General features: G+C 44.4%; 24 protein-coding genes. 13 read left to right on the top strand and 11 right to left on the bottom strand.

Annotated features, from left to right (window positions below; all coding sequences use genetic code 11):
- Positions 1–4: 4 nt before the first annotated feature.
- From FIV04_RS07710 to FIV04_RS07670, 9 genes are all read right to left on the bottom strand, one after another.
- Positions 5–835 carry a carbohydrate ABC transporter permease gene (locus FIV04_RS07710; protein ID WP_152468755.1) on the bottom strand — a complete coding sequence of 277 codons (831 nt, stop codon included), beginning with the start codon at positions 833–835 and terminating at the stop codon, positions 5–7.
- Positions 832–1,689 (bottom strand): carbohydrate ABC transporter permease, encoded by an 858-nt coding sequence (locus FIV04_RS07705; protein ID WP_032548951.1) that lies wholly within the window; start codon positions 1,687–1,689, stop codon positions 832–834. Before FIV04_RS07705 ends, FIV04_RS07710 begins: the two co-directional genes overlap by 4 nt.
- A 9-nt stretch (positions 1,690–1,698) precedes the next feature.
- The gene (locus FIV04_RS07700; RefSeq protein WP_152468754.1) at positions 1,699–2,982 is read right to left on the bottom strand and encodes an ABC transporter substrate-binding protein; all 1,284 of its coding nucleotides are present in this window, start codon (positions 2,980–2,982) and stop codon (positions 1,699–1,701) included.
- A gap of 62 nt (positions 2,983–3,044) precedes the next feature.
- Positions 3,045–4,166: an ABC transporter ATP-binding protein gene (locus FIV04_RS07695; RefSeq protein ID WP_301339522.1), complete on the bottom strand. Its 1,122-nt coding sequence runs from the start codon at positions 4,164–4,166 to the stop codon at positions 3,045–3,047.
- A gap of 255 nt (positions 4,167–4,421) precedes the next feature.
- On the bottom strand, positions 4,422–5,702 hold the full coding sequence (locus FIV04_RS07690) for a TRAP transporter large permease (RefSeq protein ID WP_032548954.1): 1,281 nt from the start codon (positions 5,700–5,702) through the stop codon (positions 4,422–4,424).
- On the bottom strand, positions 5,699–6,262 hold the full coding sequence (locus FIV04_RS07685; protein ID WP_152468753.1) for a TRAP transporter small permease: 564 nt from the start codon (positions 6,260–6,262) through the stop codon (positions 5,699–5,701). The genes FIV04_RS07690 and FIV04_RS07685 overlap by 4 nt, the downstream gene beginning before the upstream one ends.
- A 119-nt stretch (positions 6,263–6,381) precedes the next feature.
- Positions 6,382–7,377: a TRAP transporter substrate-binding protein gene (locus tag FIV04_RS07680; protein WP_152468752.1), complete on the bottom strand. Its 996-nt coding sequence runs from the start codon at positions 7,375–7,377 to the stop codon at positions 6,382–6,384.
- 299 nt (positions 7,378–7,676) lie between these two features.
- Positions 7,677–8,639 (bottom strand): LacI family DNA-binding transcriptional regulator, encoded by a 963-nt coding sequence (locus tag FIV04_RS07675; RefSeq protein ID WP_032548959.1) that lies wholly within the window; start codon positions 8,637–8,639, stop codon positions 7,677–7,679.
- A 140-nt stretch (positions 8,640–8,779) separates the two neighbouring features.
- On the bottom strand, positions 8,780–9,529 hold the full coding sequence (locus FIV04_RS07670; protein ID WP_152468751.1) for an HpcH/HpaI aldolase/citrate lyase family protein: 750 nt from the start codon (positions 9,527–9,529) through the stop codon (positions 8,780–8,782).
- 317 nt (positions 9,530–9,846) lie between these two features.
- Here FIV04_RS07670 and hisD point away from each other — a divergent pair, with 317 nt between their 5' ends.
- The 4 genes from hisD (at position 9,847) to FIV04_RS07650 (ending at position 13,697) form a co-directional block, all read left to right on the top strand.
- Positions 9,847–11,139, top strand: coding sequence for a histidinol dehydrogenase (gene hisD / locus FIV04_RS07665; RefSeq protein WP_032548962.1), 1,293 nt, complete (start codon positions 9,847–9,849; stop codon positions 11,137–11,139).
- A gap of 1 nt (position 11,140) precedes the next feature.
- Positions 11,141–11,875, top strand: coding sequence for an SDR family NAD(P)-dependent oxidoreductase (locus FIV04_RS07660; RefSeq protein ID WP_152468750.1), 735 nt, complete (start codon positions 11,141–11,143; stop codon positions 11,873–11,875).
- 89 nt (positions 11,876–11,964) lie between these two features.
- Positions 11,965–12,969: a cupin domain-containing protein gene (locus FIV04_RS07655; protein WP_152468749.1), complete on the top strand. Its 1,005-nt coding sequence runs from the start codon at positions 11,965–11,967 to the stop codon at positions 12,967–12,969.
- Positions 12,969–13,697: an alpha/beta fold hydrolase gene (locus FIV04_RS07650; protein WP_152468748.1), complete on the top strand. Its 729-nt coding sequence runs from the start codon at positions 12,969–12,971 to the stop codon at positions 13,695–13,697. The genes FIV04_RS07655 and FIV04_RS07650 overlap by 1 nt, the downstream gene beginning before the upstream one ends.
- A gap of 65 nt (positions 13,698–13,762) precedes the next feature.
- Here the strand turns inward: FIV04_RS07650 and FIV04_RS07645 are convergent, their stop codons facing one another.
- Positions 13,763–14,227: a thioesterase family protein gene (locus FIV04_RS07645; protein WP_152468747.1), complete on the bottom strand. Its 465-nt coding sequence runs from the start codon at positions 14,225–14,227 to the stop codon at positions 13,763–13,765.
- 148 nt (positions 14,228–14,375) lie between these two features.
- Positions 14,376–16,181, bottom strand: a complete 1,806-nt coding sequence (locus tag FIV04_RS07640) for an ABC transporter ATP-binding protein/permease (RefSeq protein ID WP_152468746.1) — start codon at positions 16,179–16,181, stop codon at positions 14,376–14,378.
- Positions 16,182–16,642: 461 nt separating this feature from the next.
- Between FIV04_RS07640 and artP the strand changes: the two genes are divergently transcribed.
- The 9 genes from artP to FIV04_RS07595 all read left to right on the top strand — a co-directional run bounded on the left by artP (position 16,643) and on the right by FIV04_RS07595 (position 23,915).
- Positions 16,643–17,371, top strand: coding sequence for an arginine ABC transporter ATP-binding protein ArtP (gene artP / locus FIV04_RS07635; RefSeq protein ID WP_152468745.1), 729 nt, complete (start codon positions 16,643–16,645; stop codon positions 17,369–17,371).
- Between the two features lie 104 nt (positions 17,372–17,475).
- The gene (locus FIV04_RS07630) at positions 17,476–18,207 is read left to right on the top strand and encodes a lysine/arginine/ornithine ABC transporter substrate-binding protein (protein ID WP_150872528.1); all 732 of its coding nucleotides are present in this window, start codon (positions 17,476–17,478) and stop codon (positions 18,205–18,207) included.
- Between the two features lies 1 nt (position 18,208).
- A complete protein-coding gene (artQ, locus tag FIV04_RS07625) occupies positions 18,209–18,895 on the top strand; it encodes an arginine ABC transporter permease ArtQ (protein ID WP_152468744.1) in 687 nt (228 codons plus the stop codon).
- Complete coding sequence (gene artM / locus FIV04_RS07620) at positions 18,892–19,560, top strand: arginine ABC transporter permease ArtM (RefSeq protein WP_152468743.1); 669 nt, start codon at positions 18,892–18,894, stop codon at positions 19,558–19,560. The genes artQ and artM overlap by 4 nt, the downstream gene beginning before the upstream one ends.
- 448 nt (positions 19,561–20,008) lie before the next feature.
- Positions 20,009–20,962: a hypothetical protein gene (locus FIV04_RS07615; RefSeq protein ID WP_152468742.1), complete on the top strand. Its 954-nt coding sequence runs from the start codon at positions 20,009–20,011 to the stop codon at positions 20,960–20,962.
- A gap of 94 nt (positions 20,963–21,056) precedes the next feature.
- Positions 21,057–21,590: a DUF6817 domain-containing protein gene (locus FIV04_RS07610; protein ID WP_152468741.1), complete on the top strand. Its 534-nt coding sequence runs from the start codon at positions 21,057–21,059 to the stop codon at positions 21,588–21,590.
- Between the two features lie 10 nt (positions 21,591–21,600).
- A complete protein-coding gene (locus FIV04_RS07605; RefSeq protein ID WP_152468740.1) occupies positions 21,601–22,104 on the top strand; it encodes a GNAT family N-acetyltransferase in 504 nt (167 codons plus the stop codon).
- 408 nt (positions 22,105–22,512) lie between these two features.
- A complete protein-coding gene (locus tag FIV04_RS07600) occupies positions 22,513–23,121 on the top strand; it encodes a sugar O-acetyltransferase (RefSeq protein ID WP_152468739.1) in 609 nt (202 codons plus the stop codon).
- Positions 23,122–23,249: 128 nt separating this feature from the next.
- Positions 23,250–23,915, top strand: coding sequence for an HAD family phosphatase (locus FIV04_RS07595; protein WP_152468738.1), 666 nt, complete (start codon positions 23,250–23,252; stop codon positions 23,913–23,915).
- Positions 23,916–23,943: the final 28 nt, after the last annotated feature.

Genomic DNA, 23,943 nt, shown 5'->3' with positions numbered 1-23,943 from the left:
CCTTTTATCCTTTAACAGCGCCGGCAACGAGGCCAGATACGATCTTCTTCTGGAAGAAAATGATCAACGCGACGATAGGCAGTGTGATTGAAACTGCACCTGCTGCCGTCATCGACCAGTATTTAATGTCATCTGCACCAAACTGCGAGATTGCGACAGGCATCGTAGCGGCATTGGTTGCAGTCAACGTGAGTGGAATTAAGAACTCGTTGTAAGCAAGTAAGAAAGTGAACAGGCCAGTGGTAATGATGCCCGGCCACATCACAGGGACAATGGCTTTGGCAAACGCTTGGAATTGATTACAACCATCCATCATTGCTGACTCTTCAAGTTCTTTAGGTATGTTCATGAAGAACGAGCGCATCATCCAGATGGTGAAAGGTTGGTTTATCGCAACCAGAACCAGAATTAACACGATGTGTGTGTCATATAGCCCCACCATACGAGTGAACTCGTAGTAAGGGATTAGGAACACAGTGTGAGGCAATGAACGGAAAACGAGTGCCAACATCAGTAACCAGAAGCCTAGTTTTCCAGGGTAGCGTGCTAATGCGTAACCAGCGAAACAGCCAATGGTTAGCGAGATAACCACCACGCCGAGCGTTACAATCACGGAGTTAATCAAGAACTCACTGAATCCAAACTCAAGCCATAGGTTGGCGTAGTTGGTTGCGGTTGGTTCAAATAACCACACTGGCGGATTAGAGAACGCGTCTACCGGGTTTTTAATGGACGTCATGATGGTCCAGAAAAATGGGAAGGCACAAAATAGGACCCACAAGCCCATGATTCCATATACCATCATTCGTTGAATATTTAGGTTACTTGGGTTCATGCGCGAATTCCTTTTTGCTCTTTATAAGTCAGGTATAAGAAAGGGATCAGAAGTACGAAAATACCAAGCATCGTCAGTACTGATACCGCACTTCCTTTCGCGACAGCATCTTGAACAATACCAACGCGATAGTTGTAGTACATCAGTGTTTCTGTAGCGTTGAGCCCGCCTGTCATTACGGCGACTGAGTCAAAGAGGCGATAGGCATCCATGATACAAATCATCGAAATAAACAGAGTCAGCGGCTGCAACGCTGGAATAACAACGTGCTTAATTTGATCCCATTGATGAGCGCCGTCGAGGACTGAAGACTCCAGCGTATCTTGTGGGATAGCTTGCAAGCCTGCAAAGAACACGATGGCTGCAAATGGCGTTACCTGCCAAATCCCATAAAAGATGATGAGTGCACGTGACTCAAACACATCACTGAACCAGTAGACTTGGATACCAACTAAGTTGAGAAGGTAAGTGATGTAGCCAAAGTCTTGAAACAGCCATGAGAAAATCAAAGTACCAACAACAGGCGTCACTACGAAGGGTAGGAGAGTTGCTGCCATGAAAATGCCACGTATCTTCTGACTCAGTTTATTGAGTGCTAGTGCGACAATGAAGCCGAGCACTAAAACACTCACCACGACACACACTGTGTAGATAAAGGTGAACTCAAAGGCTGACCAAAACGCCTCATCTTGCAGGATGTCTAAGTAGTTCTCTAAGCCGACGTAGCGTAACTCACCTTTAAAGTTGAATCGGTTCAACGATAAGTAGAGAGTCATCACCAATGGCGCGGCCATAAGTAGCGACATTGATGCGATTGACGGGCCAGAGAAACTTAGGAAATTACGTAAATTCATGTCTGCTCCTTAGTCAATGTAACCTTGTGCTCTTGCTTCTTTGTAATAGCCCTCAGCGGCTTCGTTCAGTGCAACCTCAATGCTTGTCTTACCGCGAAGTGCATCTGGTAACTTGTTACCAATCTCGGTATGCGCTAAACCGTAGTAGCCTTCAGTTGGGAATGGCTTCGCACCTTTCTCAATCATTTCTGCAAGCGCACCCAAGTAACGATATTGCTCACCCTCTACTTGGTTTGCTGATTGACGAGCTAAGAAAGCCAAATCCGCGCCTTCTTTCATGTTCTCTTTGCTCATCGACTCCATCATGATCTTAAATACCAACTCACGGTCAGCATTCAAGCGATGAGGGAATACGTACCCATCCCAGAATATACTTGTTGATGGGATAGAAGTGGTCTTGTTCGCCGTTGGTGCCATTGAATAGTTCACCTTGCCGACAACTTTAGAGACTTGATCGTTATCCATTTCTGCAGCGCGCGTCGCCCATACGTTACCCATTGCCGCTTTGTCTTGTTGGAAGTTAACCATGACTAAGTCGTTCGATAGAGATAGCGCGTTAGGAGACATAAGTGGCAGTAACGACTTCAGAATATTGGCTGCTTCAATGCCTTTTTCACCATCAAACAGAGGCTTACCATCTTTATCGAAGTATTGACCACCTAGAGACAAGTAGATGTTGGTGAACTCAGTTGCTAGGTTCCAACCTTTACCCATAGCTTGTGAAAGTGGATATTGAATACCAGCCTCTTGGAGAGCCTCGCCTGTGGTCACTACGTCTTGATAGGTTTGCGGAACCTCTAAGTTATGTTTGTCGAATAAGTCTTGGCGGTAGAAAAATTCTTGCATGTTTAGTTGAATTGGCAGTGCGTAGATTTCACCATCGTGCGTCGCAAGGTCCCAAATGCTCGGTGGAATATCAGCTAAGTCGTATTCGTCCCAGTATTTCTCAACAAGGTCAGTAATCGGTTGAATTTGCTCTTTCAGTAAGAACTCATGGTAGCTCTGAGCGGATACTTGAATAACATCATAAGGAGAGTTACCACGACGGCTTGAAAGTACGATGCGAGCTTGCTCTTGAACGGCGCTGCCGCCAACCAATTTGTTTTTGATCTCGAGTGATGGCGTTTCGCACTCTTTCATCTTATCGGAAAAATGCTTCAGTACTGGGTAGCTGTTTGAAAGCAGTGAGATTTTGCCTTTCGCCTCTAAGTCGCCCAAGTCACAAGCAGCATAGCTTGGTGCAGATAAAATAGCGCCGGTACAGATAGCAAGTAGCGATAATGTTCTTTTCATTTGGTATTCCTTTACTACGTAATTTATTAGTCGTAACCATCGTCAGGATGGTCTCAATGAGATTAAGCGGCTTGGATGCAATCGGTCGTTTCGTCGCGATAGATACGTTGCTCTGATTCCGTGTCAAAGAGGTAGGTGTGCTCAAGGTTGAACTTAAAGCCGACACGATCACCCATTCCCACAGTGCAATGCTTGTCTGTTCGACAGATAACGTAATGCTCGTCAACTTGAACTGTGATCAAAGTACATTCACCGGTCATCTCGACCGAATAAACGTCACCGTATAGATGGCTTTCTTCGACTGGACATAAAGCCACGTCTTCAGGGCGTACACCGAGGGTTACAGCATCATTGTCTTCACTGTTGAAGCCCGGTACTGAACAACTCACACCAGAGAAAACGCCGCCTTCTAACTTACCTTTGATGAAGTTCATACCCGGTGAACCGATGAAGCTTGCAACAAATAGACTTGCTGGATTGTTGTAGATCTCTTTAGGCGTATCGAGTTGTTGGATTTTGCCTTGGTAAAGGACAGCGACTCGGTCAGCTAATGTCATCGCTTCGATCTGATCGTGTGTTACGTACACGGTCGTGCGTTGGAATTCGTGATGTAGATTTTTAAGAAGTGCACGCATTGAAACACGCAGCTTCGCATCTAAGTTGGATAGAGGCTCATCCATCAGGAACATGCGTGGTTCACGGACAATCGCACGCGCTAGTGCCACACGTTGACGCTGACCACCAGAAAGTGTGGCAGGCTTGCGGTCTAGAAGGTGTTCTAGTTCAACACGCTTGGCTGCACGCATTACGCGATCATGTAACTCTTCTTTTGGAACACGTTGCATCTCAAGAGGGAAAGCAATGTTGCCATAAACGGTTTTTTGCGGGTAAAGGCCGTAGCTTTGGAAAACCATAGCGATGTCGCGATCTCTAGGGTGCGTATCATTAACGTATTCACCATCGATGTAGACTTCTCCTTCACTTGGAGTGTCGAGCCCAGCGATCATTCGCATGGTCGTTGTTTTGCCACAACCTGATGGGCCCAACAAAACCAGAAACTCTTTGTCTTTAATTTCTAACGACAAGTCATTAATGGCGGTGAAGTTGTCCCAGTATTTCTTAATGTTCTTGAGTGAAACTGATGCCATGATTTGCTCCATGCGTGTTTGAATTAAATTTTGCATACGAATCCATTTTGGCAAAAGAGAATCAAACAGCAACATATAATTAACAATTTACACATCTTCATATCAATAGTGTGTGAGGAGTCATATTCAGACCATTTTATAATGTTGTTTAGATAATAACCGGTTGACATTGTACAAAGCTTGAGCGAATAAGGGCTTGAGTATGTTTTGGATAGGTATGCACAAGTGCGGTGCAACGAAAAAGTGAGCCGACTGGCTCACTTTATTGAAAAGAAGATGTTAAGGGCAATGCTAGCCCAATAAATTGGGTAGTGTCAGTGATATCGCAGGGACAAAAGTGATGATCATTAACGCAACCAACATGGCACCAATCCAACCAAGTATGGCTCTCGATAAAGACTCAATCGGCACATTACCGACTTGGCTGGCCATGAAGAGATTCGCGCCAAGTGGTGGTGTCACAAAGCCAATGGCTAAGTTAACAATCATAACGATACCAAAGTGAATTGGGTCCATTCCTAGTGCGGTAACAATAGGCAACAATATTGGAGTTAAAATAACGATTGCAGCTAAGGTCTCCATGAATGTACCAACAATCAGAAGCAATGCGGTGATACATAGCAAAATCAGCAACTTATTCTCTGTGATAGACAGAATAAACTGGGCGATTTCAGTTGGAAGGCGCTCAAGTGTCAGAATGCGCCCAAAGGTGACCGATGCGCCGACAATCACAAGTACTGCACCTACAAGCAACGAAGATTCAAGAATGATCTTCACGACCTTTTTGTAATCAAGCTCTTTGTAGACAAACATGCCAAAGAACAGACCGTATAAAACGCCAATGGCCGCTGACTCTGTTGGAGTAAATATCCCCGAATAGATACCACCCAGAATGATGACAGGCAGCAACATTGCCCAAATCGCTTCTCTTAGTGCGGTGATACGTTCAGACCAAGAAGCCTTTTTCTCGTTACCTTTGTAACCACGAATCTTGGAGACGATAAGGCAGTAGCCAATCAGCACCAAACCGACGACTAAACCGGGAACAATACCAGCCATGAACATCTTGGTGACCGAGACTTCAGCGGTAATTGCATAAACGATCATCACAACCGATGGCGGGATAATCACTCCGATACCGCCAGAAGAGGCGATAAGAGCGCCAGCAAAGCTCCGGTCGTAACCTTTTTTAACCATGGATGGAATCATGGTTAAACCAATAGCGGCCACCGTTGCTGAGCCAGTACCTGAGATTGAAGCGAAGAACATACAAGCAACAATTGCAACGATACCTAATCCACCAGTAAAGTGACCGAAGAACACTTCAGCAACATGCAAAAGACGCTTCGATATTCCGCCTTGGCTCATTAAGTTACCAGCAAGTGTAAATAGGACAACAGCCAACAGTGGGAAGGAATCAAGGCCAGTAACTAAGCCTTGAACCAAGAATTCGATGTTTAGGAAAGGTAGGCTCAATATTGCGAGCATACTCGCACCCGCAAGAGCGATACCAACAGGAACCCCGATCAGTAATAACAGACCGAAACTACCAAACAGAAGAGCAGACGTCATAGGCTTAGCTCCAATAGGCGATTAGAAGTACGATGCTTCGCTTTCAAATGACGATAGCGACGCTGTGTAAAACGCTCTGATTTAGGTGAGTAAGCGATAATTGAAATGCGTTTATTGATCCTTACAACCAATCGAATCGCACTTAAGATGGCGCATACCAGTACTGAGGCGTATAGGCACGCAATCGGGATCTCCATAGCTGGCGCGATTTGCCCTAGCTTTAGGCTTCGTCCAATCACCTTAAACCCAAACCATGCCACCGTGCAGCTAAATGCCAAATAGATGAGGTCTGATAGGATTAAACTGTAGTGCGTTAGGTTACCCGGTAACTTATCAATGAAAAGACGGATACGGATATGTCTATCATCACGTATACAGTAACTAATGCTTAAGTACATCGCCCAAACGAATAGGTAGCGAGCGAGCTCTTCCGCCCAAGGAATTGACGCCTCAAACAAGCGTAGTGTTATCTGCAAACAAAGCAGGGCAGTCATTAAAGTAATTGAGAATACGATGAGTGTTGGTTCGAAGTATCGGTCGAACAGGCGAAACCATTTCATACTTAACTCCAAAGAGAACTGAAAAGGGCGTCGAAGCCAATGAATAAAGAGTGCCTCAGGCTTTAAGCAAGATAGCTAAAGCCTGAGGTGAACGAGCGTTTGAACATTATGATCGGGAATTAGAGTTGTTCTATTTCCGCAATCACGCTGTCAAATAGGTCTTCACCCGTTTTGCTGCGTAGTTCTTGATAAACAGCAGCATTCATCTTCTCTTTCATTTGTGAGCGAACATCGGTTGGAACCACGTTAACCGTCATGCCTTTCGCTTCAAGCTCTTTGATGACTTCTTGGTTTTGTTTGGCCGCTAACTGGCGTTGTTTAACAATCGTCTCTTGGCTTACTTCGTTAATAAGAGCCTGCTGGTCGCTTGGTAATGAGTCCCAAAACTCTTTGTTCATGAACAGAACATAGTTTGTGTAGATATGGTTTGTCAGAGAAAGGTACTCTTGTGCTTCATAGAAGCGTTCCGCGTAAATTGAGTAGACTGCACTCTCTTGTGAGTTGATGAGACCTTGTTGTAGCGAAGTAAAAATCTCACCCCATGAGAGTGGCGTTGGTGCTGTGCCGACTGATTTCCAAGCACTGATTTGTGTTGGATTTGAAGCCGAACGAATCTTTAGGCTATTGAGATCTTCAATGCTCTCGATAGGTTGTTTGTTGTTGGTGATGCTGCGAAAGCCAACTTCCATAAAGCCAAGACCGTGAAAACCTTTTGATTCCATAGAGTTGAGTAGAGGTTTACCGATCTTCTCACTATCGAGAGCTTTGTGTGCTTGAGCTTCATCTTCAAAGAGATAGAACACATCAAGGACATTAAACTCAGGCACATAGGGTGAAAGAAGTACTGACGCTCCAAACGTCATTTGTAAGTTGCCTTGTTGAACCAATTCAGTCGTTTCTCTTACGTCACCCAGTTGGCGAGCTGGGTAAATTTCGACTTCCAGTTCACCGTTTGAGCGAGCTTCAAGTTCTTTTTCGAAGTGCAGCATCGCTTTATGTACTGGTGATGTTTCTTGGCTGTCGTGAGCAAGACGAATTACATTGCTTGCAAACGTATTCATGCTTGCAAGCGTTAAGCCGAGGGCAGTCATTGAGGTAAAGATTGCGCGTTTCATTGTTCTTCCTTGTTCGTCACATGACTTTTATGTGCATTCATTTGAGTCATGTTGGTCAGTGGGTTATTTATCCGCACTTCATATCCTAATTTTGCATACGAATCCAAAATATAAACACATGACTAACAAGTCAATAACAAATCGGCCGGATTGATAACGAAGTGAATAATAATCGGTGAATTTTTAGAAGAGATCACAGAAAGAAGCCCTAACGTTAAATTAGGGCTTCTAGTCTAGATTTACTTGCTGAATGTTGGGCGGGTATAGGCTCGGCGATGTCAATATCTTGAAATCGCGCCTCAATTGATTTGGGTACTGCCACGCTCAATGATGGTGCCTGATTCGAGTAGGTATTCGCCTTTCGCATCAACATTGTCGTTGATACGTTGCATAAGATCTTCAACGGCGCTTTGAACGATTTTGTCAACGGGTTGCGCAATAGTCGTCAGATCATAACTTGGCCACGACGCCATTGGGATATCATCGACGCCCATAATGGCGAAGTCTTGTGGGATATTACATCCAAGCTGTCTCAAGCCATCAATCACGCCCATCGCTAAGATGTCATTTGCACAGAAAACAGCATCAGGTTTTGATGTGTGTTCAAGTAGCGCTTTTGCTGCCTCTAAGCCGGCTTCAAAACTGTACTTTGCATTGATGAAGATAGGGGATGCCGCTTCGTGCGCTTTCGCTGTTTCGGAAAAACCAAGCCAACGTTTGTCACTGGTCATCGAACCAGCGTCACCACTTACATAAGCTAGCTGCTTGTAGCCTTTTTCAAGCAGATATTCCGCGGCTTGTGTACCGGCTCTTTGGTTATCAAGACCGGCACTGTTGGCATTGATACCTTCTGTATAGCGGTTGATGAGGCTCAAGTGAACACCAAACTTTTCACATTGAGCAAAGGCGCGCGAAGTAAGACGACTTGTGGCAATGATTAATCCATCCACTTGATATTCGATCGCCCTTGAAATCGCGAGATCCAGGTCATCTTTATCAATAGGACATAAAACAACTTGTCCGCCACGCTTTTGAATTTCCATTGCAAGAGCACGCGATTGTAAATCGTACATTGGGTTTGACTCACTATCCAAAGCAATAGCGACTAAACCTGAACGGTTGGATATCAAGCTTCTCGCGATAGCATTTGGTGTGTATCCAAGCTTAGCTGCGGCGTCCATAACCATTTTCCGTTTCTTTTCACTGATACTCGCAGTCGGGCTAAATGCACGAGAAACAGTTGATTGAGAAACGCCAAGCATTTTGGCGACATCAATAGAGGTAACTTTGGCTTTTATGGTGAATTCTCCTTAATTCGCAACCTTTCTAAGAGTAAGGCAAGACGAAATGAGCGTCGTTTGATAATTACAATACGTGTAACTTTTGAAATAACAAAGAAAATTTATGATTTCATGACGGCTTGCTCATTTCGAAAGCCGTCAATGATCATTTTGTGCTCAGATCCTACGCAGAAGAAGTTCACGCCCAACTCACTCCACTCACGAGCAACTTGAGCATTGGCGACAAACATACCTACGGGTTTGTTAGCTTGATGAGCGGCTTTGACTATCTTGATACTTGCTTCACGTACACAATCTTCGTTCACGCTTGCCGCACCATAAGACACCGCTAAATCAACCTGACCAATGAAGAGGGCATCGACGCCTTCAACAGCAGCAATCGACTCCGCGTTAATCACACCTTCAGGATCCTCAATTTGCGCAATCACAACAGTGTTGTTTTTGCTGTCGCTTAAATGATTCGCCATCGCTTTGGTCGCATATTGGGCAGCTCTACTTGAACCCGCATAACCTCGGCCGCCCTCACCATAGTGAGAAACTTTCACCAGTTTTTGGGCTTGCTTCGCTGTACATACATGTGGGATTTGAATGCCTGTTGCGCCGCAATCTAACGCGTTAAGTATCGTAGAAGCCTGGCTGTCCTGAACACGAACAATACAGGGTAGTTGATTGGCTTTAGCCGCCAATATACAGCTATCAAGCGTTGTTCTATCAAAAGGAGCGTGCTCTGCATCCAAGACAATAAACGGGAGATCGGCCAGTGCCAAAACTTCGATGATGTGCGGATGTGGGGTTTTAACGAATGTGCCAAGTAGTTGCGTGCCGTTGAGAGTCTGTTTGAAGTTGTCCATGAATTATCTCCATTGCAAAGGTATGCAAAACTTAACACGTGTTGTTGTAAAAAAAGAGTAAAAACAATGTGACGAGCGCAACATAAATTGATTGTTTTTTGTTCTCAATATTTCGTTTTATCTTTGTTGACTGAGGTTTTAATCATTTAAAACAGTGGGTTAAATTATTTTTGTACCGTTTGAAATACGATTTGCCAAGTGTTAATAAAATGTTTATGTTTGTTTTGCATTCGTATCCAAAATCATACAAAAACTAATAATTCTGCATTAATAGACCAATAAGCAAACACTAGGCATAGCGACAAGGAGAACTACGCATGGCTCGCATTCTAAAACACGGAATCACTGAAGAAGCATCAGCATCAAACAACGCGCAAGTACGTCAAACCGTTGAAAACATTCTTTCTGATATTGAAAAGAAAGGTGACAGTGCAGTTCGTGAGCTTTCAGAAAAATTTGATAACTGGTCTCCGGAGCAGTTTCGTTTAACAGAAGAACAAATTCAGGCGTGTGTCGATGCTCTGGATGAGTCTACTAAGCACGATATTGAGTTTGCTCAAACGCAAGTACGTAACTTTGCACAGATCCAACGTGACTCGATGCACGATGTGGAAGTAGAGACGATGCCGGGTGTTGTGTTAGGACATAAAAACGTACCCGTGAACAGTGTGGGTTGTTACATCCCTGGTGGTAAATACCCATTGGTGGCTTCTGCACACATGAGTGTTCTAACGGCAAAAGTGGCTGGCGTAAAACGTGTGATTGCATGCGCTCCTCCTTTTAATGGTCAACCCAACGTAGCGATTGTTGCTGCGATGGCGATGGCTGGTGCGGATGAGATCTACTGTTTTGGTGGTGTTCAAGCGGTAGGTGCAATGGCATTGGGTACTGAATCGATTGCACCTGTCGATATGATAGTTGGTCCGGGTAACGCATTCGTAGCTGAAGCAAAACGCCAACTGTTTGGTCGTGTTGGTATCGACTTGTTTGCAGGTCCAACAGAAACGTTGGTGATTGCAGATGAAGAGGGTTGTGACCCTGAATTGGCCGCTGCGGATCTACTGGGTCAAGCTGAGCACGGTTATAACTCTCCGGCAGTACTGTTAACCAATAGCGAAGCGTTCGCTGAAGAAACCGTAAAAGAGATTGAACGTCAGTTAACTATCCTGCCAACGGCTGAAGTAGCAGGCAAAGCGTGGGAAAACTACGGGCAGGTGATTGTGTGTGACAGTTATGAAGAGATGGTTGAAGTCGCAGATGATATCGCTTCGGAACACGTTCAAGTCATGACCAAAGATCCTAAGTACTTCCTAGACAACATGACTAACTATGGTGCGCTGTTCTTAGGTCGTGAGACAAACGTTTCTTACGGCGACAAATGTATCGGCACAAACCATACACTTCCTACAAACAAAGCGGCGCGTTACACCGGTGGTTTGTGGGTAGGTAAATTCATCAAGACTTGTACTTACCAACGAGTAACAGAAGCGGCTTCTTTGAAGGTGGGTGAATACTGTTCTCGCCTATGTGCACTGGAAGGCTTTGCTGGACATAAAGAGCAAGCAGATATTCGTGTACGTCGCTATAAAGAAAAATCAGTAGAGGCGTAACATGACAAAACTCGCCTTAGTTACAGGCGGCAGTGGCGGTATTGGTGCCGCCATATGTCACAAACTGGCCAAGTCTGGCTATCGAATCGTGTTTACTTTCAACAGTAACCAGAGCGCGGCGGAGCAGGTTTTGGATAGTCTCGAAGGCACCGGCCATGCCATGTATCAACTCAATGTTGAAGACAGTGCAGCGATCAGTGCATTAGCGGAACAAGTCCAAGAAACCGCACAATCATTAGATCTGCTAGTCAACTGTGCGGGTATGACGAAATTCGTCCCACACAGTGATTTGAACTCATTAAATGATGAACTGATCGATAAGATCTTCCGAGTCAATGTTCGTGCTCCTTTTGCGATGGTTAGAGCGTTTGAACCCGCACTTAGGAACGCGAATGGTTGTGTCGTCAACATCACCTCGATAGCCGCGCAAACCGCGATGGGAAGCAATGTGGCTTATTGCGCGAGTAAATCGGCGGTTGAGAACATGACTCGCTCATTAGCAAGAGCCTTATCTCCAGATATCCGAGTTCTTGCGGTCGCGCCCGGGCTTGTTGATACCGAGTTCGTTAAAGGGCTCGATGATGAGTGGCGTGACGCGCAAGAGCAATCGACACCGCTTAAGCGACTCGCTAACGATGAAGAAGTCGCAAATGCGGTATTCGCGGCTGCTGAGCTGCTGACATTCTCAACGGGCAATACTATCGCAGTGGATGGTGGTAGGCCTTTAAGTAATTGAACTTAAAAATCTGACTGATGGCTGAGTGTTGAACCGCTAGCTCTAATTTGGCTTTGAACTCGCGCGAACAGTTGGGAAAGGAACGAATAATGACCCTACAAAATAAAATAAATAGTAACTTAGTACGCTACATGGAACTGATTCCCGGTACTAGCGCATTCATCGATGCACGAACGCCTGGCAGTGACTTGAAAGATAACTTCTGCATTATTGGCGCAGGTGTTGCTGAAAGCAGTCGCCAACATGTGCATATTCGCGAAACGGCGGGTTTCAATATTGGTGCAGCAGGCCAACCACCGGGTATCAAAAATTCTCTTCACTCACACCACACTGCAGAACTGTTTGTGGTATTTAAAGGCCAGTTTCGCTTCTATTGGGGGAATGAGGGAGAGCATGAAGCGGTACTATCACATGGTGATGTTATCTCTATTCCTACTAATCTGTTCCGCGGATTCGAAGTTGTAGGTCGAGACTATGGCTTTATGTACTCTGTGCTAGGTGGTGACAATTCTGGCGGTGGTGTGGTTTGGCATCCTAAGGTAATTAAAGACAGTCAAGGCTACGGTTTATACCTAAAAGCAGACGGTACGCTGGTAGATACCATTGATGGTGACGTTGCGCCAAATGAGTCTGAACTGATGCCACTGCTAACGGAGCAGGAGTTGTCTCAATTCGATAGCTATACCGCAGAACAGATGATGCCTTTTGTTGCGTTGAAGAAAGACTATCGTGAGATCACGGGTGATTTTTCTAACCCTAACGTTAAACAATACGCACTGACTGGTCATCCAGAGGCAGAGTACGACTTCCAAGTGAAGAGCGTCGATGACGTGAGTATTATGGCGTATGAGTTGACGGAAGGTGCGAGTATTCCGGTTCATCAGCGTGATGAAAAACAGGTGCTGATTAACTTTGAAGGGGATACGTTACTCAACTTAGTTCAAGATGGTGAACAAGCTCAGTTAGTGCTGACGACGGGTGATGTATTCAGTGTGCCAGTTGGGGCATCTTATAGCCTTGAAAACCTTCGCGGCACTAGTTTCACCTATGTGGTTCTTGGCTCTGACCAACCACAAACATTGCAGGATAGTTAATGATGAAACCAGAAGTACCACTACTATGGTTGCCTGGTTTGTTATGTGATGACGCCTTGTTTAGAGAGGTCAATAGAGAGCTGCCCGATTGGGTGGCTCCTTTTACGAGTGACTTAGCGGCAGAAACATCCATGCAAGCTTTAGCGAGTAAAGTGTTAGAGGATGCCCCAGACACCTTTATTCTTGGCGGCTTATCAATGGGTGGCATCTTGGCATTTGAAGTTTTACGTCAAGCTCCAACAAGGGTGAAAGGGTTAATCCTTATGGATACCAACTCCGCTGACGAAAAGCCAGAGGTGTCGGAAAAACGTTATGCGTTAGTCGACAAAGCAAAAGCTGGTGAGTTTGAATCAATCACTCCTGATGTACTGATGCCTGTGCTAATTCATCCAAGCCAATTGCACAACCAGCAACTTACGGAGCAAATCTCTCAAATGGCGATCGATGTCGGTATTAATCGATTTGAAGCACATGCTCACGCCTTAGCAACACGGCCAGATTCAAGACCATTGCTAGGGGACATCAAAATACCGACGTTAGTGATTACCGGCAAAGATGACCTGTTGTGTCCTATTGACAATCATCTACTTATGGCAAAACATATCGAGAATGTGTCGCTACACGTGATTCCTAACTGTGGACACCTATCAACAATGGAGCAGCCTGAGCAAGTTGCTGCGCACATCAATCATTGGCTTGATGTCCATAAAACCTTGTTAGCTAACTGAACTCCATATAAAACCAAAGGCCACTCAATCGAGTGGCCTTTATTAATCCTTTGAAATGTATCTAGTTAGTCAGCGACTGTTTCTTGCTTAAAGCATGGGCTTTTAAGTGTGCTCATGTTCTGAATCTCATTGAGCAATCGGACAGAGAGTAGTGCTTTCTGATTGGATGCAAAGTCAAACATCACGATAGTGGCTGTGCCTATGGTGGTAACTTTCTGCTGCGCCTTACTGACGATGGCGTATTCCATTGTGAAACGGTCATCTTGAACTTCTGTCACTTTTGAACCGACTAATAATGTGTCAGGGTAGGTGACTGGGCGGAAATACTTACAGTAAGTATCACCGAGTACTGGACCAACTTTGGTTACAGCCATCTCTTCCATCAGCTCAACGTGCTTGAAAAAGTCTAAGCGAGCGGTTTCAAAATAGCGAAAGTAGACCGCGTTGTTCACGTGATTGAGTGCGTCCATCTCTCCCCAAGCCACGGGGATTTCTGTGATTACAGGGTATTCAGATAATAGTGCTTCCATGCAGACTCTCTTATTGTGGTTAGAATGATCTTTGAGAAATCATGAGTTATTGGAATAAAAACACTATCGCCATTTTAACATTGCTGCAACATTGAAAATGGCGAGCTGTGACTTGTGACCGATGAGCAAATACTCATCAACTTCTGAGTTATCCGCGGACGTGTTTAAACTGCAACTCCACCAGTCTCTGATAAAGTTCGCAGCTCTGCATGAGCGAGTCGTGATTTCCCAGATCGACTAGCTTACCTTGGTCAAGCACGGCAATTTGATCTGCGTGTTTGATGGTAGAAAGTCGGTGGGCGATGATGAGTGTAGTTCGACCTTTCATAAGTTCTTCAAGAGCTTGCTGAACATGGTGCTCACTTTCACTATCAAGTGCGCTGGTGGCCTCGTCTAATAATAAAATATTCGGATCCTTTAGGATCGCACGAGCTATCGCGATACGTTGGCGTTGTCCTCCAGATAAGCGGACACCGCGCTCACCTAAAAAGCTTTTGTAGCCTTCAGGTAGCGACATAATAAAGTCGTGAGCATGGGCTTTCTTCGCGGCTGCAATAACTTCTTCATCGGTCGCACTTGGATTCCCGTAGCGAATATTGTGGAACACATCGTGGCTAAACAACGCGGGTTGTTGTGGTACTAACGCCATTTGAGAGCGCAGATCGTTAGGGTCAAACTGATGAAGCGGAACGCCGCCAAGTGTAACGCTGCCGACTTGTGGGTCGTAGAATCGTTGTAGCAGTTCGAACAACGTTGTTTTACCGGCACCGGAAGGTCCAACAAGCGCCAATACTTTTCCTTCTTCAGCTGTCATTGTGAGAGCCGTCGTAGCTGGATCATCTGGTCGAGAAGGGTAGCTAAAGGTGACATCATTGAACGCTACTTCCGCCGCTAATCCCTCGGTAGTTTGAGGATGACTAACAGGCGCAACAATATGACTCTCAACATGTAAAATCTCAATCAGCCTTTCAGTTGCACCAGCTGCACGTTGAAGTTCCCCCATTACTTCAGAGATGGTTCCAAGCGATGAGGCGACCATGATTGCGTAAAACACAAATGCGCCCAAATCACCTGCCGACATAGTGCCATTAATCACATCACTACCACCAACCCAGAGCATTCCTGAGATAGCACTGAATACAATCAGAATTACGCCAGAGATTAGAATCGCACGCTGTTTCACGCGTTGACGACCAATTTCGTAAGCTTTCTCTACTTCCTTACCAAATGAAGCGATCTCTTGTTGCTCGTGACTATAGCTTTGAACGGTTTTGATGTGCTCAATTGCTTCACCAGCATAAGAGCCGACGTCGGCCATTGAATCTTGGCTCTGGCGTGAAAGAGCTCTTACGCGTCGTCCATAAACCAGAATAGGTACCAGAACAAAGGGAACGGAGGCCAATACGATTAGGGTGAGTTTGATATTGGTCGCAAACAGCATGATCACTGCGCCAATACACATCAACGCGCTGCGCATCGCCATTGAGAACGATGAGCCGATGATGCTCTGTAGCAGGGTAGTGTCAGTAGTGATACGCGACATAATGTCACCACTGCCGTTGGTTTCAAAATAGCTTGGGTGCAACGAGACCACATGCCTGAACACCGCTAAACGTATATCGGCACTGACACGCTCACCAACCGATGACACCAGATAGAAACGGAAGAAGGTCCCGACGGAGATCAAACCAATGATCACCAACATAAATTGAATCGCATTCCCCAGCTCATCGGTTGAGCGTTGGGTAAAACCTTGATCGATAAGAATACGTACACCATGACCGACCGTGAGCGTGAGACTTGCGGTAAAAATTAGAGCTATCAGTGCAATAGCCACTTTACCTCGGTATGGCTTAATGAACTGGAAGAGCTCAAGCAAGATCTTTAGGCTCTTTTTTGTTTGTTCCGGTGGCGGTGTGGTTTGCTCTTCAAGCGTAGAAGCAGAGTCGGACATTAGACTACCTTAGTATTGATTGATAACCCATTAGAGCACGTTATCGCTGGTTGTAATGTGCGATACAAGCCGATCTTGGGGATTACTACTTCTCTAACTATATGACTCACCGCGTTTATTTTAAACCATCTCACACCTGATTAAGTGGTTACTCATAACTCTTTTCGAGTTGATTCCTCCAATACTTATTCATCGAATATCTCTATTTTTCTTAACGTAAAGAGAACGTCATTATCAAAGCCTTGTTTTATAAAACTGCGTTCAAACGTTTGCTAATTTGAGCACCTTACTTTTAATTCAATGAGGTAGATTCGAAACTTATACGACCAGATAAATAGCCTACATTTTATGCAATACTTGTTACAAAAATTCAACAAAGTAAATTTTTATACATTTTTCTTGCATAAAAAGTCCAAATGAATAGAATAACCAACAAATGACAATTAATGCAGTATTTTGGCATGAGTATTCAAGTAAAGAGCATCAACAAATCGTACGGCGACACCCAAGTTCTTCACGATATTTCGTTCAATTGCGAAAGCGGTGAAACACTGGTTTTACTTGGTCCAAGTGGCGCGGGTAAAAGCTCGTTGCTTCGTGTATTAAACCTGTTGGAAATTGCAGACGATGGCCAACTAGAGATTGCTAGTGAGTCGTTTGATTTTTCAAGCTCAATCCCAGAGAAACAGGGTCTGCAACTTCGTCGTAAAGTTGGAATGGTTTTCCAACAATACAACCTTTGGCCACACATGACGGTGATTGAAAACCTGATTGAAGCGCCAGTCAAAGTTGCAGGAATGGACAAACAAGAGGCGATTGCTCAAGCGAAGAAAGTACTAGAAACACTGCAACTAGCTGACAAAGCCGACGCATGGCCGTTAAAACTTTCAGGTGGTCAACAACAACGTGTCGCGATTGCACGTGCCTTGATGATGAAGCCAGACGTGCTGCTGTTTGATGAACCAACTGCAGCGCTCGACCCTGAAATCACCAACCAAGTTGTCAGCATTATTAAAGAGTTAAGCGGAACCGGCATCACGCAAGTGGTGGTCACTCATGAAGTCGATTTCGCGAAAAAGATTGCTAGCCACGTTCTCTACCTAGAAAAAGGGTACATCGTAGAGTACGGCACAAGCGATGCATTTATCAATCCGCAGACGCCTGAGTTTGCTGAATATCTCACTCACTAGATCTACCTACAGGATCAGATCTGGCTAAAACATAACATCGATTAAAACAATCCAATTATAAGAATGGCCACAGGCCGCAATTACACAGTATTCGGAGTAACAACATGAAAAAGATTCTACTAGCTTCACTTATCGGCCTTGCTTCTTTCAACGCAGCTGCACAACAAGAGATCAAATTCGCAATGGAAGCGACTTACGCACCGTTCGAGTTCATGGATGAAAACAACCAAATCCAAGGTTTCGACGTTGACCTAGCAAACGCGTTATGTGAAGAGATGAAAGCGAAGTGTACTTTCCACAACCAAGCATTTGATAGCCTGATCCCTGCACTTAAATTCAAGCGTTACGACGCGGCAATTTCGGCGATGGATATTACTGATGCTCGTCTAAAGCAGGTGAACTTCTCTAACGCTTACTACGATAACTCTGCTGCGTTCATCTCGATTGAAGGTAAAGTTGCTGACCAAGCAGCACTTGAAGGCAAGCGTGTTGGTGTTCAAAACGGTTCAACACACCAAAGCTACCTACTAGAGCAGATGACTGGCGTAACTGCAGTACCTTACTCAAGCTACCAAGATGCATTCATCGACATGAAAAACGGTCGTATCGATTCAGTATTTGGTGACACAGCGGTTGTGGCTGAATGGTTTAAAAAGCAAGACAACCTAACGTACGTTGGTGATCAAGTAACGAACCAAGAATACTTCGGCAACGGCTTTGGTATCGCAGTAAACAAAAGCAACCAAGAGCTAGTTGACCAACTAAACGTAGCGCTAGCAGCTGTGAAAGCGAATGGCGAATACGACGAAATCTTCAACAAGTACTTCGGTAAGTAATATGGAATTAACGGGTTACTCTCTAGGGCTCGTCGAAGCAAGCTGGATGACTGTTCAGCTTGCATTTGTAAGCCTATTAGTCGGATTAGTTTTAGCAGTACTGTTTGCAAGTGGAGAGATGTCTCGACGTATCGCAATTAAATGGCCAACTTCGGCGTTTGTAACCATGGTTCGTGGTTTGCCAGAGATCTTAGTGGTGTTGTTTATCTACTTTGGCTCGACACAAGTGCTGTTTATGATCACTGGCGATTTCGTTGAGGTGAGCCCGTTTTTATCTGGTGTTGTTGCACTGTCACTTATATTTGCATCGTACGCTTCACAGACTTTGCGTGGTGCATTAAAAGCCGTTAGCAAAGGGCAAAGAGAAGCAGCAAGCGCACTGGGCATTCCTCAATCGCACGCTTTCTTCAAGATTGTTCTTCCGCAAGCGGTAAGACATGCACTGCCGGGTTTAACTAACCAGTGGCTAGTTCTTCTGAAAGACACGGCGTTGGTATCACTAATCGGTGTGACCGATTTATTGAAACAAGCACAGCTAACTTCAGCGGCAACACACGAAGCATTTACATGGTACGCAACCGCAGCAGCGATTTACTTAGTGATCACCCTAGTGACGCAAAGAGCAGTAAAAGTGATTGACGCGAAATACTCAATCCAAGGCTTAGGCGCTAAAGGAGCGATGGCATGAATGAACAATATTTCTCTCAAATGCTTGAAGGCCTAGTGACCAGTATTCAACTGACTGGCGCATCGCTGCTTGTTGGCTGTATCTTGTCGCTATTGATGACCGTTACTTTGGTGTTAAGGCTTCCAGCTATCCATTGGCTAACTCGTGGCATCATTACCTTATTTACTGGTACGCCTCTTTTAGTACAGATTTTCTTGGTGTATTACGGCCCAGGTCAGTTTGATTGGATTCGTGAAAGCTTTATGTGGACTTGGCTGAGCCAACCATGGTTCTGTGCAATGTTGGCTCTCGCTATGAACACTGCGGCATACAGCACACTGTTATTTAAGGGCGCATTCAACGCGATTCCAGCAGGGCAGTGGGAAGCTTGTCGAGCGCTAGGTATGGACAAAGTGGCAACGCTTAAGGTCTTACTTCCTTACGCACTGCGCCGCGCGGTTCCAGCTTACTCTAATGAAGTGATTTTGGTATTCAAAGGTACGTCACTCGCGAGCACCATCACCATCATGGACTTAATGGGCTACGCGCAGCGTATCAACGGTCAAACCTACGACACACTAACTGTGTTTGGCATCGCAGGCGCATTCTACCTAGGCGTAAATGGACTACTAACACTGATTTTCCGCCAAGTAGAAAAGAAGGCCCTCGCATTCGAAGCTGCTTAACACAGCTAACTACAATCGTTACAAATTCTTAAGCCCGCGATCCTGAGAAGGACCGCGGGCTTTTTTGTGTTTGGTGTCTAGCTGTGAATCTATATGACGAGTCCAACGTAATTGATGCTTCTAGTGAGTGTTACCTTAGGAAATTAATCTAAATTTGTGACCGACCCAAACAATGGGTGATTTAAGTTTCTGAAAATAATGGGGGATATGATGATAATGTATTGGTCTCCAGTTGGAGATTTCCATAAAGGTAAGTTTATTCAACGTTACAGGTCTATAGGAACATTATATGAACGTTCCACAATTTAAAGGTTATTTCCCTTCGATAGATGGTATGAATTGTAAACAGCGCGAGTTTTATCGAGAGGTCCAAGCGTCACTTTCAGTTGGCGATTACATAGATATTGATGGAAATGTTAGTTACGTATTTGTATACCTTTATAGTTGATTGGAAAACTGGAACAATCAGGGTTTTGAACAATTGTCTGAATTGCTGATTCATTTTTCGGAGTTATACAAAAATGAAAGTAAATTATCGAATTATTGTTTACTTTGGGCATATGATTGCTTACTCGGTTTGGAGCGTTATGAAGAGTATTTAAATGTCACTGAACCTCAACGAGCATTTGGCACAAACACCCACCAATCCAACCTTAGACTTAATATTTCAAACGCATTAGGCGAAGCCCCTAACCACATTGATGTGCTTCTTATGGTGGGAGGTCGTAAAACTAAGTTCATTGAAAACAATGAAGCTGTATATAGATCCAAGGTTAAAAGTGTTTTTGAAGATTATTGCGAAAGGCATGGTGGATGGTTCAAGTTATTTCATTCTTGGGGTATTCCGGAGCATAGCTATGACCGTACGCTTTTTGCAGGCGCTCCATTATGGGATAAACCATGCTTATCTTTTAAAGTAAAGGCTTACTACTCAGCATATAACAAGCTTTCGATTATTAAGGTACTCTCGAAAGAAGCTGAAAACCTCGCGCGTCAAGAGTTAGGGGTGCCAAAAGTAGGAGAAGGTTGGATATCTGAAACAGAGTTGTTTAGAAAACTACAACGTGAATTTAGTGCTTCACTAGTAATTCAGCATGGGCAACCTAGTTGGTTAGGCCGACAGCATTATGACATTTGGTTTCCCCACTGGAAAATTGCTGTGGAATACCACGGAAAACAGCATTTCGAACCTATCGAATTCTTTGGAGGAGTCGAAGCATTTCGCAAGACTGTGGAGCGTGATCAACGTAAAATCAACCTTTCAAAAAGACACGGAGTTAAGTTATTTGTTGTTAGTGAACATGATGATGTAGTAGAGCTAGTTCATAAAATTCAGTTATATATGTCTTCGGTGAAATTTCGTGTGCCTAAAATTCCATTAGATCAGAAAGCTCTGGATTAGGTGAACTTTAGCTAGCTATCATGATAATTTAATTTCTATATTAGGTAGCACACTATATAACGGGTAATTTATCTTCAAAAGGTAATCAAGATTTATGGATAAATTCAAGATGCTTCAGATGTTGGGAGCGGGTGATTTTCAGCATCTCAACGGATCATTAGAAGCACATTTAAAAGGAACTGAAGAAGTTCTGAAGAGTTGGGGTAGTAGTGAACTACTTCAAACCGCGGGTTTATTTCATGCCGCTTACGGCACCGCGGGTTTCGATGAAAATATGGTCTCGTTAAACCAACGCCAAGAGATAGCTCGTGTTATCGGTATCGATGAAGAGGCTTTGGTTTATCTATACTGCTCTTGCGATAGAGATTATGTTTTTCCACAATTTGGCAAAGTGTCAAATGTCCAATTTAAAGACAGATTTACGGAAACTACCTTTCAACTTGAACCTAAGACAGCGAAGCTATTTTGTGAACTGACCGTCGCCAATGAGCTCGAGCTTGTATATGCCAGTGATGATTTTAAATCGAAATACGGAGCTGAGTTGTTGGAATTGTTCCAAGGTATGGATAGTTACTTAAGCGCTGAAGCTAGAAAAGCATATAAGTCAGCTTTGTCGAGTTTTGCATAAGGATAATTACATGGAAGTAGTAGAAGCGAGCATTGGTTTAGCGCCATTGATGGAAAGCTATGCCAAGGAATGCTCTGAATCGGGAATTCCCAGATACCAAGATGTAGAAAAGGATCCAGAAGGACATCTTTCAGACATCATCAAGCGTGAAAAAGACACTACTGGATTGCCAGAAGGCTATCTACTCAGTAAAACCTACTACTGCGTATCAGATAATCAAATCTTGGGTGCGATTCGAGTCAGACAAGGTACCAATGACTATGTAGAAAACGTAATTGGGCATATTGGCTACGAAACAAGGCCTACAGCTCGAGGAAAAGGAGTGGCTCCCTTTCTATTGGCGTGGGTTCGAGACAACGCCATCACGGAGTCGGCGATAGTCACGTGCTCAGTTGATAACGCGGCCTCTCAAAAAGTGATTGAGAAATGTGGTGGCGAATATCTTGGCAGTTATACCGCCGAAATAGAAGGGACGGTTAGACGCTATCGTATCAATCGAGCCAAGTTTGTCTAGTTTAACCGATTCAAGAGTCTTGGTATTTAACTTTGTATCCAATATGTTTTTGTGGACTACTGCATAACGACACTTATTCAGGCAATAGCGAAATGTTGTAATAAACGTAGCTTTCTACAAACGAGTCTCAATCCGTTTACAAGCTTTTTACGAACCCTTGTGGTGTCACAAATTGATGATGAATTTGGTCGTAGATGGTGTAAAAAGTTGGTATCGACGCTAGCAAAATCCTAATGTAGTGGCGAATTTTGAAGAGTTTCTGTCTTGTATCAGGAATCTGAATGAACGTTTGCCAGAACATATATTGCGTTTATCCCGAGTCTTGTTTTGATGCTCATGAAACGCTTCAAGCTACTCATATATCGATATATTTATACCGATTTAGGTCACTATCAAATAGGTTGAAACATGGATATAAAGGCAAAAATGCACAGCCAAGAGGTCTACTACTGTGATGACGTCGATCTGGTTGCCGAGCAAACACAGTGCTTAGAGGTGCTTTACGATTTTAATCACACTCGCCCGAGTGAAGGCGACAAACGACAACAGATTATGAAGCAGCTGTTCGCGGAAGTAGGGACGGATTGTTACATCGAACCGCCACTGCATGCGAACTGGGGGCGCCATACGCATCTTGGCAACAATGTATACGCGAATTTCAACCTAACGCTTGTGGATGACACAGACATATTTATAGGTGACAACGTGATGATTGCACCTAATGTAACCATTGCAGCAGGCACACATCCGATTAGCCCTGAACTGAGGCTCAAAGCAGCACAGTTCAATGTTCCAGTTCGCATCTGCAATAACGTATGGCTTGGCGCACACACGGTTGTATTACCAGGTGTAACTATTGGTGAGAATTCAGTGATTGGCGCTAGTAGTATCGTAACCAAAGATATTCCAGCTAATGTTGTCGCGGTAGGCAATCCTTGTAGAGTGCTACGAGAAATCAATGAAGATGATCGAGAGTACTACTATCAAGGTCGTCGTATTCCTGAAGAATTAAAGTAGAGCAAAGAAACAAAATGCGGCTGGCGTTATCTAACTAAAACCGTATTTTCGCCATGAAAATGAATCAATACATATGGCACTTATTTGAATTTTAAGTCATGGATTAGTCCCCACACACTAAATAATAAATGGAGGCAACGTTGAAAGATTACAAAGTATACTTGTTCGACATGGATGGAACATTGGTTAACTCAGAACCGTTGAAAGGTAAGGCGCTTGCGATGGCATGCGCCGATTACGGTTCGTTCGTGGACCACAATATCTATAAAGATGTGATGGGCGAAAGCTGGCAAGTGGTCACAGGGCACTTCTTTCAACCTGCCCGAATCTCACCGGAGCTAACGGAATTTAATCGCTACTTTCGAGCGCACTATGAAGAGTTACTTAGAGTGAGCCTTGAATTGAATTCCGGAGCAAAAGAGTATGTAGAGGCGTTGAAGAAATCAGGTAAAACCTGCGGCGTCGTGAGCTCAGCAGCTACTTGGATGGTGGAGAACATCTTGGTGTCGTTGGAGTTGGAGAATCTTTTTGATCTAGTGATTACCCAAGAACACGTTACCAAGCATAAACCAGATCCTGAAGCCTATCTTCTTGCACTTGAAAAACTTAATGCCTCGCCAGAGCAGACCGTTGTGTTTGAAGATTCAAATGCAGGTGTTCTTGCAGGCAAAGCCAGTGGCTGCGATGTTATCGCTATTGAGCACGACTTTAATGGCAAGAACGATCTTAGTGGTGCTATCGCCAATATCCAATCATACGATGAGCTACATGAACAGTTGATGGTACTGAGTTAGTTTAGCTTTGCTGTATTAGGCGCTTGAA

The organism is Vibrio sp. THAF190c (assembly GCF_009363355.1).
Taxonomy (GTDB): Bacteria; Pseudomonadota; Gammaproteobacteria; order Enterobacterales; family Vibrionaceae; genus Vibrio; species Vibrio fortis_A.
Note: the sequence above shows the minus strand (reverse complement) of the source record. Positions and strands in the feature narration are given on the sequence as shown.